This is a genomic window from Mesorhizobium monacense, from assembly GCF_056781675.1.
In genome coordinates, this window is sequence record NZ_CM165567.1 from 5220965 (window position 1) to 5236625 (window position 15661).

Consider the following 15661-nt stretch of genomic DNA (forward strand, 5'->3'; position numbering starts at 1 on the left):
GACCACCGGGATGGCATCAGGGAGCCCAATTCGGAGAGAGTTCAGCATGAGCAGTGCGAAGGAAGTGATCGTCATCGGCGCCGGCATCATCGGGGCCTCCATCGCCTGGCATCTGGCCAAGGCCGGAGCGCGGGTGACGGTGATCGCAGATAGCGGCGCCGGCGGCGTCGCGACACCGAACTCCTTTGCCTGGATCAATGCCAGCTGGGGCAATCCCGAGATTTACTTCCGGCTGCGCACCCGTGCCATGACTGAATGGACGCGGCTGGCAAAGGACCTGCCCGGTCTGCCGCTGGCCTGGTGCGGCAGCCTGTGCTGGGATATGCCGGTGGACAAGCTGGAAGCCCATGCCGCCGAGCATTCGTCATGGGGCTATGGCGTCGAGCGTATCGGCCGCGAACAAGCGGCGCGCATCGAACCCAATCTGGTCGAGCCTCCTGATTTCGCTCTCCATGTCGCCGAGGAAGGCGTCGCCGAACCGGTCGCCACCGCGAAAGCACTGCTGGCCAATGCCGAACGGCGCGGCGCAACGATGATTACCGGGGCCGTCACCGCCCTGGTGCACGGCAAGGGCAAGGTCTCCGGCGTGGAGATTTCCGGGCAACGGATTACCACCGACGAGGTGGTGATCGCAGCCGGCGCCGGCGCTCCCGCCATCGCCGCGACGGCCGGAATAAAGCTGCCGATCGAGACGCCGGCCGGCCTGATCGTCCACTCGCGCCCGTATAAAAAACTGCTCAACGGCCTGGTGATGGGCGAGCCGCTGCATATGCGCCAGACGCTTGAGGGCCGCATCATCGCCGGTTCCGATTTCGGCGGCGGCGATCCGGGTCTGGACCCCGAAGCGACCGCGCGCGACCTGTTCGCGACGGCGAAGAGCATGCTGCGCGGCGCCGACGGGCTGGAGCTGGATTTCCACACGATCGGTTACCGGCCGACACCTGTCGACGGCTTTCCAATCATCGACCGCGCCGAGGGCGTCAGCGGGCTCTATGTCGCGGTCATGCATTCCGGCATCACGCTGGCGCCGGCCGTCGGCCTGTTCGCCGCCCACGAACTCCTCGACGGCGAGCGCGATGCGCTGCTGGTGCCCTATGGGCTTGGCCGGTTTTCTCAGCCGCCCGAGTAGGCGAATCGCATCCGGCACCCTCTATAGCTGGCGATCGGCTGCTCGTTCGGATTCAATTCGTGAATGACCTAGCTGAAATCGAATGAGATTTGCGTCACTTCTGCTCCACTGCTTCCTATTGACTTTGTCAGGATGTTTACTTGCTAATAGCATCTTTCCCTACATGGTGTGCGGGCAACCAGGCGACAGATGATCATCCGGGTACTTAGAAAAATCTTTGGCAAACGCAAGGCAGACCAGGCGTCGCGCGAATTCGCCGCAGAGCTAGTACCTGGCATCGTGGAGAACGAAGTCGCAACCTTCGAGATGCTGGCTGAAGCGAGAGACAGCAGGGAACCCTATGTCCTGCTCACTCCTGTCGTACCGCTCCCGGCACAGCAGAGCGCCGGCTGGTTTGGCGGCATGCCTTGCTTGCCCGACGACGTTGCGTGGCCAGAGATCGAGGGCGAACCTCTTCGCTTCGTATGTCAGATAGACCTGTCCGCCTTGCCCCAGAATATCTGGTCTGGCCTCGGTCCCAGGAAAGGCTGGCTTGCTGTTTTCCTTCATGCCGAAGAAACGGCTCATGCCAAAGAAACGGCTCCCAAGGTTTTCCACGTCGATGGAGAACTGAAGGGGCGCGACGGACCTGGGCAGGCGGATGCGGTCTGGTTCCGACCGCGATCATCCAAAGGCAGACCGCCAGTGCAAGCCCATTCGCCGAGGTGGCCAATCATGATCAGCGAGCACGTTGGCCAACCTCCTCCGCCCACGGGATGGCGCAAGGGCAAGGCGCCCGGCTTGCCCGATCCTCGCCACGCTCAGCCTCCGGACCTATCCGACGCGGCCTTTCATCCGTTCAACGAAGCGACGCTTAAGGTACTGCTCGATAACCTTCAGAAGCATTTGAATGACCAAACAACGCGAATAGATGGCCTCCTGCGAGGGAAACTCCGTGACAGGGATAAGACAGAACTGGAGACGATGCGGCTGGAAGCGTCCCGATCGGTGGAGCGATTCTCGCACATCGTGGATGCGCTTGTACCTTTCACAAGGGACTTTAAGCTCGGACCAGTCCAAGATCTATTTAAGCAGATCGGCGATATACCTTCCTACTATGTACGCCGTTTGAACGATGATGAAGACGGCTATGTCGTTTTCAGGTCTTCGATCCTGCGATTGTCCGAGAAGCCGGATCCCTCAGTCTGGGCATCGTGGCATTACGGCTATGCCGATCAGCTTTATCGGCATGCCGTCTGCGCTTACACGCACGCTCCCGAGACCCTCCATCCCGAATTGCGCTCTCGCATGGAAATGATCTGGCAATTCGATGCCCTGCACGAACGGGGCGCTATGGGGCGTACCCCGGTTGGCCATGTCTACACGCCTCATGGGCCGGCGACACCGAATGCGGTTTTGTTGGAGCTTCGGACAAGCGATATGGTTGGATGGATCTGGGGCGACATGTATTCCATCGTCCTATTCATCAGTCGGGATGACTTGGCGCGCGGGAATTTCGACAATGTAACATTCGAAATTACGAACTAGGTCCGCTTGATTGGAATTGCGCCGCCGAGGTCGATCGAGATCGGCGCCGGCACGGCGCGACCCGCTGCTTGCTTGGCCGTTTCGCTCAATAGCCAGGCGGGCGGCGGAAGCCGCCGGTGAGCGGCTCGATCGCCCTGGCGATGCCGAGCAGCCGTGCTTCCGACCAGCGCTTGCCGACCAGTTGCAGGCCGATGGGCAGGCCGTCGCGGTCCTGGCCGCAGGGCAACGATAGGGCCGGATGGCCGCTGTAGTTGAAGACCGCGCCATAGGCCGGCAGCATCCAATAGTTTTGCTGCTTGCCATCGACCTCGATCGACCTTCCCGGTTCGCAATGCGGAAAGGCCGTGCACATCGCGACCGGGCACAGCAGCGCGTCGCAGGTTTCGAAGAACCGGTCCCAGGCCAGGATCGAGCGGTCGCGGCGGGCGAGCGCCTCGAACCAGCGGGAGGCAGGTGTCGGCTTCGGAGGCGGTTTCGGTTGCGCGGCCTCCAGCATCATGCCGATCAGTTCGCCGCCCTGTTCCAGATCCTCGTGCAGGTCGAGTTTCGGCAGTTTTGCTTCTTCCACTGCGGCGCCCTCGCTCTCCATCTGGCGAGCAAGGCGCTCGACGGCAGCGCTGATCTCGCCGGCCACCGGAAAGCCGGGAAAGGACGGCGCGACGGCGATGCGCAGCGCCTTGAGGTCCAGCTTGGGCATGGCATCGACCGGTACCGGCGCGAGGTCGGTGTCGGCTCCGTCCGGCCCGGCGATGATCCGGTAGATCAAAGCCAGGTCCTCGACAGTCCGCGCCAGCGGGCCGAGACAAGACATCAGCCGCACGCTGCGCGCAGCGCCGCCGGGATCGGGAAAGGCGCCGGCCAGCGAGATCCGGTGCTCGGTCGGCTTCAGGCCATAGACGCCGCAGAAGCTGGCTGGCAGACGGATCGAATCCTGCATGTCGGTGCCGACCTCGAACGGCGTCATGCCCGTTGCGACCGCGGCGGCCGCGCCGCCGCTGGAGCCACCGGCGGTGCGGCTGAGATCCCAAGGATTGCCGGTGCGGCCGAACAGCGGATTGTCCGACTGCCAGTCGCCCAGCATCATCGCGACATTGGTCTTGGCCATCAGCACGCCACCGGCGGCCTTCAGCCGTGCGACCACGGGGCTATCCGCCTTCGCTACATAGTCGGCAAAGGGTGGAAAGCCGACCGTTGTTCTCATGCCTGCCGTTTGGTGCATGTCCTTTAACGTGAAGGGCACGCCGTGCAGCGGGCCAAGGATTTCGCCGCGCGCCAATGCCGCGTCGGCCTGCCTGGCGCGTTCGCGGGCTCCTTCCCGGTCGAGAATGACGACTGCGTTGACCGCTCTGTTGTGCCTATCGATCTGCGCCAGATGTGCGTCCAGCGCCGCGACTGCTGAGATTTTTCGTGCGGCGATCGCGGCAGCGAGTTCGATGGCGGAGGAAAAGGCGAGGTCCATAACAATGCTCCGGCTTTGCCCGCGCTTGCCTCACCAAATGGAGGATTGCGGTGCGGCTTCAAGCCAAGTTCAGCATTCGAGCATCGATGACGCTTGATCGGGATTGCGCCAATTTGCAATTAGACGACGAGCGCCAGCTTTGCGACGGCCGGCGCGAAAGGACGAATGGCCATGCCATCGCTGCCGATGGTGACAAAGCTCGACGGCGGGATCGCCTGCCAGTCGCCGCCATCGCGGTCGAAGGGCTCCGAGACAATGCACCGCCCTCCGCCATGGCGAAAAACGGAGGTGTAGAGCGTCGGCGCATGGGCGTCGGTCGCATAGCGCACGGCGTAAAGCGCCTGCCCGTCCGAGAAGGCGGCGGTGAGTTTCAAAGCCGGCTCAAGACCTGCGCGGCGGGAGGCTTCGATGACGCGGCTGGTGGCGCGCGAGACTGCCCCCTGCGGATCGGCCGAAAGACCCTCGTCGATCATCAGCAGGAAAAAGAGTTCGGAATCGGTGGTGCCTTCGCGCCGGTCGAAGACGGCATCGGAGAGCGAATTCTCGAGCGCGCGGCGGATCTTTTCGAAGCCACCGATCTGGCCGTTGTGCATGAACGACCAGTTGCCGGAGATGAACGGGTGGCAGTTCATACGGCTGGTGGCGCCGCCGGTCGAGGCGCGCACATGGGCGAGGAACAGGCCGGATTTGATCTGCCGGCACAGGCTCTTCAGATTGGGATCGGACCAGGCCGGCAGGATGTCGCGATAGAGGCCAGGCTCGGGCCGGTCGCCATACCAGGCAAGACCAAAACCGTCGCCATTGGTCGGCGACTTGGCTTCCTGGGCGCAGTGGCTCTGGGCGATCAGCGAGTGGCAGGGCGCCGTGATGATGTCTTCAAGGAAGACCGCTTCACCAAGATAGGCCGCCCACCGGCACATTCGCTTCTACCGTCCGTTATGCGCGATCCATCAGAGCCGCCGGCTCCTTGGTCGCGTGCGAGCCTCTGTTGTGCGTCCGCTCGTAGAGCTCGCGGACGATTCGGCTTGCCGTAGTCTCGAACAGAAACGGCAAGAAAGCGTGAACGAGCGCGGCACCCGCAGCCATCGACAGGCGCGAGCAGAACCACGCGGCGAAGGCCATATGGCTGAAATAGCTCTCGCCCACCTTGGCCGGGTGCGAGGTGAAGAGCTTCGAAAGCTGCGTCATGATGATCCCTCCTGCCGGGATAAGCCCCGATGCTGGGTATCCTGCCACAGGCCGAAGGTTCATTGGTCTCAATTTGTCCTTGTCATGATCTATAATTTGGGACATTCATCCCAATATGGCGCAGGAAATCGATGAAATAGACAGAAGATTGCTGGCCGAGCTGCAACGCGACGGCACGCTGTCGGTCGACCAGCTTTCCGAAAGAGTATCGCTGTCGCGCAATGCCTGCTGGCGGCGGGTCAAGCGGCTGGAGGAGGATGGCGTCATCACCGGGCGGGTGGCGCTGGTCGACGCCGACAGGGTTGGATTGGGGCTATCGGTGTTCATCCTGATCCGCACCTCCAATCACGATCCCGACTGGCTGCACAAGTTCCGTGCGGCTGTGACCGGCTTTCCCGAGATCACCGGCGTCTATCGCATGTCCGGCGATCTCGACTATGTGCTGCGCGCCCGCGTCGCCGACGTCAAAGCCTATGACCGGCTCTACCAGCGGCTGATCGCCAAGGTGCCGCTGTCCGACGTCTCGGCCTCTTTCGTCATGGAGGAGATCAAGGAAACGACGGTCGTGCCGGTGGAACTGCGCTGAAACGGAACCGTCGCAAAAGAAAGCCGTTGATAGCGTGGCCGCCGAGTTGACTGGATCGGCGCTCTTGCCGATAGGATCGGCCTCATGCGCGCAGCTCTTTATCCCACTTCCGTCATCGGCCCTGCCGTCGGTTTCGTTCGCTTGCCACATGGCGAGGGTCTGCCGTCGCCAGCCTATGAAAGCTCGGGAGCCGCCGGCATGGACCTGCGCGCCGCAGTGCCGGACGACCGGCCGCTGCTGATCCTGCCCGGAAAACGCGCGCTGGTGCCGACCGGGCTGATCCTGGAAATCCCGGAAGGCATGGAAGGCCAGGTCCGGCCGCGCTCCGGCCTTGCTTTCAAGCATGGGCTGACCTGCCTCAACACGCCCGGCACCATCGACAGCGACTATCGCGGCGAGGTGAAGGTGCTGCTGATCAACCTCGGCGACGAGGACTTTGCGGTGACGCGCGGCATGCGTATCGCCCAGATCGTCTTTGCGGCGGTAACGCAAGCAGTGGTCGAGGAGCGCACCTTGGCCGGCGGTACGGCGCGCGGCTCGGGCGGATTTGGGTCGACCGGCACCGCCTGATGAGTATACCGAAACTGGTTATCTTTGATTGCGACGGTATCCTGGTCGACACCGAGAATCTCGCCAATCAACGCCTCGCTGAATGGCTGAGCGCCGCCGGCTTTACAACCACGCTCGAATACTGCCGCAAGCATTTCTCCGGCCGCAGCATGGTCTCGGTGCAGAAGGAGATCGAGGCGACCGGCGTCAGCCTGGGCGCCGATTTCGTCGACCGCTGGAACGCCGGCTTGCCGGATCTGTTCGCGCATGGCGTCGAGGCGATCCCATACGTTCGGGAGTTCATCGAGAAAGTCCGTGCGGCCGGCATCCCGTACTGCGTCGCATCGTCGGCGCGGGTGTCGAAGATGCATATCACGCTTGGCCAAACGGGGCTGCTGCCGCTTTTCGAGCACGCCATGTTCTCTTCGACAATGGTTGGGCGCGGCAAACCGTTTCCGGATCTGTTCCTCCATGCCGCGAAGACGATGGGCTTCGCGCCCGCCGATTGCATCGTCATCGAGGACAGCGTCGCCGGGACCGAAGCCGGCATCGCCGCCGGCATGCGGGTGTTTTCCTATCACGCCGATCCGTATTCCGACCCCGACGGCCTAGCGGAGGCCGGCGGCATCCTGTTCGACGACATGCGCGAGCTGGCCGGCCTGGTGCCGATCCACTGAGCTTTCAGCCGGTACACCCCGGCTGCATGCCTCGTTTGTCCGTGCTAGCTTGATGCCCGCCAGCCCGGGGCCACGCATGAACCTTTTGCTTCGCTTTGTCCTTTTCTGCCTGTTGCTGCCTTGCCTTGGGGCGACGGCGGGTGCGCAAGGCGTCAGCTTTCCCGATCTGGGTACTGCCCTGCCCGGTCACCAGGACGTCACCTATCTCGACCTTGCCAGAATGGTCATTCCGGACCTGAAGATGGGCACAGACGGCTTATACGGTGGCACCTTGCCGATCGAGATGCGCCACATCGAGGGTCCGGATAGCGGCGGCTCGCCGCCTGAGACGTCGAGCCTCCCCAACGCCGCCGTGCTCGACATCAAGGCCGGCGGCAAGGACCGGCTGACCATGCTGTTCGACCTCGGCGGCTCTCCCGACAGCGCCGAAGGTTATGCCGTGCTGGCGCTCTACGACATCACCGGCAAGCCGAAACTGCTCGACGCCGTCAATGTCGCCGTCGACAGGAACACGTATTTTCGCGATCCCGGAGAACTGTCGATCGGTCCCGGCGATGACGTCCTCATCACCATGAGCACGCACTTCAATTCGAACCAGGGCTACGTGGCCACGCCGCTGATCATGGTGCGCAACGACCGGTTCGAACTGATCGACATGATCCACACGTTCGATGAAAATGTCTGTGCCTACAGGCGCACGCAGAACCTGGCCTTCCAGACAAGTGGCGGCGATCAGCCTTACGCGACGATCAAGGTGACTGTCACCGACGCCACCGTGCCGAGCGGCGAGAGCTGCGATGAGCCGCCGCCCAAGGCCTCGTCGGACGATATTTCCGTCACCTATCATTGGGACAAGGCGGCGCCACGCTATGCGAAGGACTCCGACGCATTCGAGCGTTTGTCAGCAGACAACGCCAAACGCTTCTGAGCCAAACGCATTCGTTTGCCCGGCGGAAACCGGCGCGATAGACTCCGCCTCACAATTCCGTATCTGAAGGAAGTCTCCATGGACAAGGGCAAGATCTTTCGCGACCTACATGCCTCGACCTTCGTCATGCCCAATCCCTGGGATGTCGGCACGACGAAGCTCCTCGCCTCGTTCGGCTTCAACGCGCTGGCCACGACCAGCGCCGGCTTTGCCTTCTCGCGTGGCCTGCCCGACGGCGCGGTGACGTTCGACGCGATGATCCACCATTGCCGCGAAGTGACGGCGGCGACCAGCCTGCCGGTTTCAGCCGATCTCGAGCGCGGCAAGGGCGACAGCGCCGAGCGTGCCGCCGAAACCATCTTCGCGGCCGAAGCGGCCGGCCTTGCCGGCTGCTCGATCGAGGACCATACCGGCGATCCCGACAAGCCGATCTACGATTTTTCGCACGCGGTCGAGCGCGTCGCGGCCGCTGTCGAGGCGGCGCGCGCCCTGAAGCGCGATTTCGTCTTCACGGCGCGGGCCGAGAATTTCCTGTGGGGCAGGAACGACATCGACGACACGATCAAGCGGTTGCAGGCTTTCGAGAAGGCCGGAGCCGACGTGCTCTACGCACCCGGGCTCGGCGATATCGAGACCGTGCGCACCGTGTGCTCGGCGGTGAGCAAGCCGGTCAATGTCATGGCGCGCCCGGGCTTCACCGTCGCCGACCTTGCCCAGGCAGGCGTCAAGCGCATCTCGCTCGGACCGTGGCTGACCAATTTCGCCTTCGGCATGCTGGAGACGGCGGCGCGCGAGATCCAGCAGGACGGCACGTTCGGCTTCACCCGCTCCGCCATGCCGTTCGGCAAGCTGCAGGCGCTGTTTGGCAAGTCCGGCGAATGAGCCTTACGGTCGTCAATATGGCGGCGAGCCGCTGAGGATCGTCACCGGCGGCTTTCGCGTGCCGAAATCGCCTTGTGCAGATGCACCATCATGGCGGCGGCGAAGAGCGTCGTCACCAGATTGAGCAACGGCACGGCGAGGAAGGCGGCGATGACCAGCCCGGCGAGAAACACCGTGCCGGCATGTTTTCTGCGCAGGCCCTTGGCCTCCTCCTCCGGGCGAAAGCGCATGGCGGCGAATTCGAAGAACTCGCGCCCGAGCAGGTAGCCGTTTACGATGAAGAAGGCGGCTATGTTGATGCCCGGCACCAAAAGCAGCAGCAAGGCGACGATGTTGCCGAGGATGACGACGCCGAAGAACTTTATCGACAGCACCAGCGAACGTAGCGCCGGCACGGCTTGTCCGGCCGGATCGCCGGGATAGTCGGTGCGCTCGACCACTTCGGCGACATCGTCGAGGAACAGGCCGGCGATGATCGCCGTCACCGGTGCGATGAGCAACGCCATCCCGAAGGCGAGAGCGATGGCGGCGACGATGCCGCTCAGCCATCCGGCCCAGGACGGCAGGCCGGGCAACAGCGTCTCGACCCAAGGCAGCGCCAGCCAATCAACAAGGCTGGTCAGACTGAACCACAAAGCCACCAGCGCCAGCAGGGTCAGCCCGAGCGTCTTCAGGAAAACCGCTCGGAATTCGGGAGAGAACAGCTGACTGGCAGCGGCGCGGGCAGCGTCAAGGATCACGGCGTTTCCACCCCCTGGGACAAAACGGACATCTCCGAGATAGGCGGAGACCCGACAGCCCACAAGAGCGACTTACCCAGAGCGGTTCATCGTTTCGAGGAAACGCAGAACCGCTCTATCTGTTTGTTTCGACGCAATTCCGGACGGAAAACCGTTTCACACTTTTCCTGGAATTGCTTTAGCTGCCTTGCGGGCCGGGATGGTCATGGCCGCCACGCCGGCGACGACAAAACCCATGCCGAGCCATGCCGTCGAGCCGAGGGTCTCGCCGAGGAAGAGCGCGCCGATGCCGACGCCGATCGGCACGCGCAGATAGGCCTGCGAGGTCGTGCCGACCGAGCCCAGCGTGTGGATGAGGCGGAAAAAGATCGAGAAGGCGAGCGCGGTGGAGAAGATCGACAGTCCAAGCAGCGCGAGGATCGACGCGGTCGAGGGCGAGAGCGTCCAGGGCCGGTCGAAGACTAGACTCAAAGGGATGAGGATCGCCGTGCCGCAGATCATCGAGCCGGCGGCGGGCAGCATCGGGTCGAGCCCCCTGAAGTTGCGCCCGAAAATAGCGGCACCCGCATAGCTGACGGTGGCGGCGATGACGGCGAGCTGAGCCCAGAGCTGATGGCCAAGGCCGCCGAGCGCCTCGGTCCCGACGATGAGACATATGCCGGCAATGCCGGCGCCGACGCCGACCAGCTTGCGCAGCGTCACCGGCTCGTGGCGGGTGATCAGGGCCGTCAACAGGAAGGTGAAGATCGGCGAGGTCGCGTTGAGGATGGTGGCAAGGCCGGCATCGATGGAGCGTTCGGCGGCGGCAATCAGCGTGAACGGCACGACGCTGTTTAGGCAGGCCTGGAACATGAACCGGCGCCAGGTCACCGCATCCCTCGGCAAAGCGAGGCCGCGCCAGCGGATGAGCGCCAGCAGGATACCGCCGGCGATCAAGGTACGGCCAGCGATGAAAGTCACCGGCGGGATCGTCTCGACGCCGACCTTGATGAAGGAGTAGGACGCACCCCAGAGCACAGCCAGCACGCCGAGCAGGGCCAGTTCGGTGGTCATATCGGGCTTTGCGGGCATTGCTCGTTCGCACTTTCACAATTGATCGGACCGCTTCTAGCTCACGGCGAGGCGGAAATGTTTCGATCGCGATGCAACCATAGCCGTCATCGTTGCGGCCGACATGGTCCAGTTCGATGCGATGGCTGCCGCAGCCCGAACATCATGGCCAACCGAAAGCCGGCTCGGCGGAAATGCCGATTTTCGGGGTAGGCAAAGTGGCCGCAACTCGCTAGACCCGCGCGCGGCCGGCATGGCAGAAGGCCGGTATTTGTTGGCGGAGATATTGATGCCGGACTATGACGTGCTTTGCATCGGCAATGCCATTGTCGACATCATCGCCCAATGCGACGAGGCGTTCCTCGAAACCAACGGCATCATCAAGGGCGCGATGAACCTGATCGATACCAGGCGCGCCGAGCTGCTCTACAGCCGCATGGGCCCGGCGATCGAGGCGTCCGGCGGCAGCGCCGGCAACACGGCGGCGGGCATCGCCAGCTTCGGCGGCCGCGCCGCCTTCTTCGGCAAGGTGTCGAACGACGCGCTCGGCGAAATCTACACCCATGACATCCAGGCCCAGGGCGTCGCCTTCGATACCAAACCCCTCGAAGGCGAGCCGCCGACGGCACGCTCGATGATCTTCGTCACGCCGGACGGCGAGCGCTCGATGAACACCTATCTCGGCGCCTGCGTCGAGCTCGGCCCGGAGGACGTCGAGGCCGACAAGGCCTCGGGTGCTGCGGTCACCTACTTCGAGGGCTATCTGTGGGACCCGCCGCGCGCCAAGGAGGCGATCCGGCAGACCGCGCGGCTGGCGCATGCCGCCGGGCGCGAAGTGTCGATGACGCTGTCGGATTCGTTCTGCGTCGACCGCTACCGCGACGAGTTCCTGGACCTGATGCGATCGGGTACCGTCGACATCGTCTTTGCCAACAGCCACGAGATCAAATCGCTCTACCAGACCGCCTCTTTCGACGAGGCACTGGCCGCCATCCGCAAGGACTGCAAGATCGCCGCCGTCACCCGCTCGGAAAAGGGCTCGGTCATCGTGCGCGGCGACGAGACCGTCACCATCGAGGCGACGACGATCAAGGACCTGGTCGACACGACCGGCGCCGGCGACCTCTACGCCGCCGGTTTCCTCTATGGCTACACGACGGGACGCAGCCTGAAGGACTGCGGCGACCTCGGCTCGCTGGCGGCCGGGCTGGTCATCCAGCAGATCGGCCCGCGGCCAAGGCAGAATTTGCGCCGCGAAGCCGAGCAGGCGGGGCTGCTGTAGTCCCGCTGTTGGGCATCAAAAGACGCCGCCTGTCGCGCGCCTGTCATAGAGCGCACCTAGACGCAATCGAGGCGTTTCGCGACTGACATTTCGGGACGCCCGCAGCCAGTCGGGGTGTCAAAAATGCAAGACAGCAGCCTGTCGGGTCGCTGCATCCGTTGTCGGCTCGATTTCCGCTTTCCGCTGTAGCCGTTCCACAACCGGCCGCAGCTGTGGAGGAGAGCGCGCGGCCAGCAAGACAGATGCATGACCAGATTTCAAAATCCGATGGACGGAACTTCGCAGGAGGCCTTGGCGGGCCTGGTGGCGGAAGCTGTGCAACAGGCCCTGATCCAGCACGGCGTCCTCCTGGACACACAGGCCCTGGCTTCAGCCAGCGTGATCGCCGGCAGCATCGCTGCAGCACTTCCCTTCCTGTCGCAGACGGAGCGGCTTGCGGTCAGCTCCTTCAAGGGCGAATGGACTGCGCTCGCCACCGAATTCCTCCGCGCAATGGCGGACAATATCGCGCGCGGGGGCACGGCAAGCGCCGGCTCGGGCATGGCAAGTGCCGACAGCGCGGATGAGAGCCCTGCGCCGGGAAAGGACATCGAGAGGCTTGCATCCCCGCCCCTCCGCAAGCCGATCGACGATCTTCAGTCGATGCTGATCGAGGACTGGGCAGGCGAGGTCGCCGGATCGACCTATCTGGAGGAGAAGTTTCGCATACCGCGCTCGACGCTGCACCGCCGCGGGGATCAGCGAGGTGCTGGCGGCGATCGCCAATCCGAGGCTTGCCTGGTTCTGGCTGACCCGCCCTTCGCCCGAACTCGACGGCCGCATTCCGATCGAGATGCTGAAGCAGGACATGGTGGGCGACGTCGTGCCGGCCACGCGCGATTTTTCGCCCGATTGACCTTCCGGGTTTGATCCATCGCTCGTGAGCCTCCTTCCCAGATATTAGTCGAATAAGTACCCTTCGAAAAACAGTCAAAATCCGCCTATCTCAAGCCTATTGAAATACAAATCTTGTGTCATTTGTCTCAGACGTGCCGCTTGTGCCATCTTGGCAAATGCATGACGTGACGCGAAAAGTCGTTTTTCGAACACAATCTCTGTTGAATGCCGCCGCCGCTTAGGCCATGTCGGGGGCGGAAGAACGGCGCGATGCGCGGCTTTCAACGTGGGGTGAAGCGGCAGGCTTCAGAGCCATGCCCGACCTGATTTGAACCTTTGACTGGAGATTCAAGAAAATGAGCATCAAGAGCCTTCTTCTCGGCTCCGCTGCGGCCCTGATCGCAGTTTCGGGCGCACGCGCCGCCGACGCGGTCGTCGTCGCCGAGCCGGAACCGGCCGAGTATGTCAAGATCTGCGACGTCTACGGCGCCGGCTATTTCTACATCCCCGGTACCGAAACCTGCCTGCGCATCGGCGGCTACATCCGCTATGACGCCTCGTTCGGCGACGGTGGTCGTGTGCTGGACGGCCGGACAGCCACCGACGTCCAGGACGGCGACGTTCAGGACACCTGGAAAAAGAACGCGCGCTTCGCACTGAAGACCTGGACCGGCCAGGAAACCGAGCTCGGCACCTTGAAGACCTACACCGAGACCCGCTTCAACTACCCGAATGGTGGTCCCTCAAGTGTCTCGCTGAACTTCGCCTGGATCCAGCTCGGCGGGCTGCGGGTCGGCAAGGACGAATCCGTCTATGACTCGTTCATCGGCTATGCCGGCAATGTCGTACAGGACACGATCATTCCCTACGGCATCAAGGACACCAACCTGATCAGCTACTATTTCGACGCGGGCAACGGCTTCTCGGCGGTGGTTTCGCTCGAAGAAGGCTCCGGCGCGATTGGCACGATCGACAGCTATGTCCCGCACGTCGTCGGCGGCGTGAAGTACAAGGGCGACTGGGGTGCGATCACCGGCGTCGTTGCTTATGACAGCAACTATGAAGAGGTGGCCGGCAAGGTTCGCCTCGACGTGAATGCGACAAAGGAACTGACCCTGTTCGTGATGGCCGGCTACGGCACCGACGACAACCTCTCGGACGCCAGCAACGCCATCCCGGCCAACGGCGTCGGCTTCTACAAGCCATGGACCGGCAACTTCGCCGTCTGGGGCGGCGGCACCTACAATTTCAACTCGAAGACGGCCTTCAACGCGCAGGTCTCCTACACCGACGCCAAGGACTTCGCCGTGGCGGCGAACGTCGCCTACACCATCGTTCCGGGCTACACGATCACCGGCGAAGTCGACTATTACGACAATTTCGACGCGGACGACTCCGACGCGATCGGCGGCATCGTCCGCTTCCAGCGCTCGTTCTGAGAAATCCGCAATCTCGACGAAAAGGCCCGCGGCGAACGCTGCGGGCCTTTTTCATGTCGAGGGCCGAGGCCGCCGCGCCGTTGCGATGAGCGCGCCGCTCAGGCAGTCCGGCGATGCTTGCTGGCCGCAGGCTCCAGGGCGTCGGCGGTGACCAGCCGGTCGCGGCCGTTTTTCTTGCCGACATACATCAGCCGGTCGGCCAGCGCGACCAGAGCGTCGCCGTCGCCGGCTTCGGATGGATAGATGGCGACGCCGATGGTGCAGCCGACCTGGATGTCGCCATTCGGCGCTCGAACCTTGATGCGCAGCCGTTCCAGGACGCGTTCGGCGACGCGCACGGCCTTTTGCCTGGCCTGGTCCGATTGCCCCGAGAACAGGAAGGCGAACTCGTCGCCACCGAGCCGCGCCACGAAATCGTCGCTGCGCAGGACGGAGCGAAGGTGGTTTGACACGCGCTGCAGCAGCGCGTCGCCGGCCTCGTGGCCAAGCGTGTCGTTGACCTCCTTGAACCGGTCGAGGTCGATGAACAGAAGGCCGGCCGCCTGGCCGGTGCCGCCGCAGCGGGCGACCACCGATTTGAGCTCGTTGTGGAAGGCGCGCCGGTTGGGCAGGTCGGTCAGCAGATCGTGGTTAGCCGAATGGTCGCTCTGCTGCTTGGCGAGCTCGATCTCGCGCTTTTGCGCGGAGAGTTCCTCGTTGACGACCTTCAGATCCTGCAGCAGCTCAGCGTTGAGGTCCTCGACAACCTTGCGGTCGCTGATGTCGACGACGAACCCTTCCAGGAATTCGAGCTCGCCGGCATAGTCCCAGACACCGCCGCCGATCTCGCGGACCCAGAGCGGTTCGCCGGCCTTCGGCACGATGCGATAGTCGACGTTCCAGTTGCGGCGCGCCTCGAGCGCAGCGTCGACGGCGGCATAGACCGAGGCAAGATCGTCCGGGTGGATGGCCGAGACATAGTCGCGCACGGCGTTGTGCACGAAATCCGTGGGCGGATAGCCGCTGACGGTGAAAATGCCGTCGCTGATATAAAGCATGGTGTAGGATTGATCGTTGCGGCAGCGGTAGAGATAACCGTCCATGCGGCCGGTGATGCTGAGCAACGCATCCAGCCGCTCGTCGTGGTAGACCCCGTGGCCGACCGCGGATACAGAAACCCCGTCATGCTTCATGGCCGCACCCCCATTTGGCGGTCTGAGCGCGCCGCACATGCCGTTACGGCAAGTCGGCAAAGAGGTTCCCTATATCAGCTGGATATTATCAATCTCTTATGGGAGGGGTCCGACGGCGTTTCGGGCGCTGCTTCCCTCGAAAAGCATTCGCTGGCTCACCGTTGGCCTTTCGCCCGC

The 15661-nt window shown here is 63.3% G+C and carries 16 protein-coding genes; 10 read left to right on the forward strand and 6 right to left on the reverse strand.

The annotated features are described in order from the left end of the window. Positions 1-46: 46 nt before the first annotated feature. A complete protein-coding gene (locus tag AC1RUK_RS25005; protein WP_481838515.1) occupies positions 47-1129 on the forward strand; it encodes an NAD(P)/FAD-dependent oxidoreductase in 1083 nt (360 codons plus the stop codon). 189 nt (positions 1130-1318) lie between these two features. Continuing rightward, positions 1319-2656: a DUF1963 domain-containing protein gene (locus AC1RUK_RS25010; protein WP_481838514.1), complete on the forward strand. Its 1338-nt coding sequence runs from the start codon at positions 1319-1321 to the stop codon at positions 2654-2656. Positions 2657-2741: 85 nt separating this feature from the next. On the opposite strand, the gene AC1RUK_RS25015 is transcribed toward AC1RUK_RS25010, so the two are convergent. The 3 genes from AC1RUK_RS25015 to AC1RUK_RS25025 form a co-directional block, all read right to left on the reverse strand. Then, entirely contained in the window at positions 2742-4115 is a 1374-nt protein-coding gene (locus tag AC1RUK_RS25015; RefSeq protein WP_481838513.1) for an amidase, read from the reverse strand. Positions 4116-4234: 119 nt separating this feature from the next. Continuing rightward, positions 4235-5035 carry a class II glutamine amidotransferase gene (locus AC1RUK_RS25020; RefSeq protein ID WP_481838512.1) on the reverse strand — a complete coding sequence of 267 codons (801 nt, stop codon included), beginning with the start codon at positions 5033-5035 and terminating at the stop codon, positions 4235-4237. Positions 5036-5051: 16 nt separating this feature from the next. Beyond that, the gene (locus AC1RUK_RS25025; RefSeq protein WP_006206866.1) at positions 5052-5303 is read right to left on the reverse strand and encodes a DUF6356 family protein; all 252 of its coding nucleotides are present in this window, start codon (positions 5301-5303) and stop codon (positions 5052-5054) included. A gap of 115 nt (positions 5304-5418) precedes the next feature. On the opposite strand from AC1RUK_RS25025, the gene AC1RUK_RS25030 reads away from it, so the two are divergent. The 5 genes from AC1RUK_RS25030 to AC1RUK_RS25050 all read left to right on the forward strand — a co-directional run bounded on the left by AC1RUK_RS25030 (position 5419) and on the right by AC1RUK_RS25050 (position 8925). Beyond that, a complete protein-coding gene (locus AC1RUK_RS25030; RefSeq protein WP_436170563.1) occupies positions 5419-5889 on the forward strand; it encodes an Lrp/AsnC family transcriptional regulator in 471 nt (156 codons plus the stop codon). A gap of 84 nt (positions 5890-5973) precedes the next feature. Next, positions 5974-6459 carry a dUTP diphosphatase gene (gene dut / locus AC1RUK_RS25035; protein ID WP_481838511.1) on the forward strand — a complete coding sequence of 162 codons (486 nt, stop codon included), beginning with the start codon at positions 5974-5976 and terminating at the stop codon, positions 6457-6459. After that, positions 6459-7115: an HAD family hydrolase gene (locus AC1RUK_RS25040; protein ID WP_481838510.1), complete on the forward strand. Its 657-nt coding sequence runs from the start codon at positions 6459-6461 to the stop codon at positions 7113-7115. The genes dut and AC1RUK_RS25040 overlap by 1 nt, the downstream gene beginning before the upstream one ends. Positions 7116-7191: 76 nt before the next feature. Continuing rightward, positions 7192-8043 carry a hypothetical protein gene (locus tag AC1RUK_RS25045; protein WP_481838509.1) on the forward strand — a complete coding sequence of 284 codons (852 nt, stop codon included), beginning with the start codon at positions 7192-7194 and terminating at the stop codon, positions 8041-8043. 78 nt (positions 8044-8121) lie between these two features. Continuing rightward, positions 8122-8925 carry an isocitrate lyase/PEP mutase family protein gene (locus tag AC1RUK_RS25050; protein ID WP_436170559.1) on the forward strand — a complete coding sequence of 268 codons (804 nt, stop codon included), beginning with the start codon at positions 8122-8124 and terminating at the stop codon, positions 8923-8925. A 41-nt stretch (positions 8926-8966) separates the two neighbouring features. On the opposite strand, the gene AC1RUK_RS25055 is transcribed toward AC1RUK_RS25050, so the two are convergent. Together AC1RUK_RS25055 and AC1RUK_RS25060 are read right to left on the reverse strand one after the other, a co-directional pair. Next, a complete protein-coding gene (locus AC1RUK_RS25055) occupies positions 8967-9665 on the reverse strand; it encodes a sulfate transporter family protein (RefSeq protein ID WP_481838508.1) in 699 nt (232 codons plus the stop codon). Between the two features lie 156 nt (positions 9666-9821). After that, positions 9822-10718 carry a DMT family transporter gene (locus AC1RUK_RS25060; protein WP_481838507.1) on the reverse strand — a complete coding sequence of 299 codons (897 nt, stop codon included), beginning with the start codon at positions 10716-10718 and terminating at the stop codon, positions 9822-9824. Positions 10719-11004: 286 nt separating this feature from the next. Between AC1RUK_RS25060 and AC1RUK_RS25065 the strand changes: the two genes are divergently transcribed. The 3 genes from AC1RUK_RS25065 to AC1RUK_RS25075 all read left to right on the forward strand — a co-directional run bounded on the left by AC1RUK_RS25065 (position 11005) and on the right by AC1RUK_RS25075 (position 14312). After that, positions 11005-11997 (forward strand): adenosine kinase, encoded by a 993-nt coding sequence (locus AC1RUK_RS25065; RefSeq protein WP_481838506.1) that lies wholly within the window; start codon positions 11005-11007, stop codon positions 11995-11997. Between the two features lie 291 nt (positions 11998-12288). Beyond that, on the forward strand, positions 12289-12906 hold the full coding sequence (locus tag AC1RUK_RS25070) for a hypothetical protein (RefSeq protein ID WP_481838505.1): 618 nt from the start codon (positions 12289-12291) through the stop codon (positions 12904-12906). Between the two features lie 323 nt (positions 12907-13229). Continuing rightward, on the forward strand, positions 13230-14312 hold the full coding sequence (locus tag AC1RUK_RS25075) for a porin (protein ID WP_481838504.1): 1083 nt from the start codon (positions 13230-13232) through the stop codon (positions 14310-14312). 98 nt (positions 14313-14410) lie between these two features. Here the strand turns inward: AC1RUK_RS25075 and AC1RUK_RS25080 are convergent, their stop codons facing one another. After that, the gene (locus AC1RUK_RS25080; protein WP_481838503.1) at positions 14411-15484 is read right to left on the reverse strand and encodes a sensor domain-containing diguanylate cyclase; all 1074 of its coding nucleotides are present in this window, start codon (positions 15482-15484) and stop codon (positions 14411-14413) included. Positions 15485-15661: the final 177 nt, after the last annotated feature.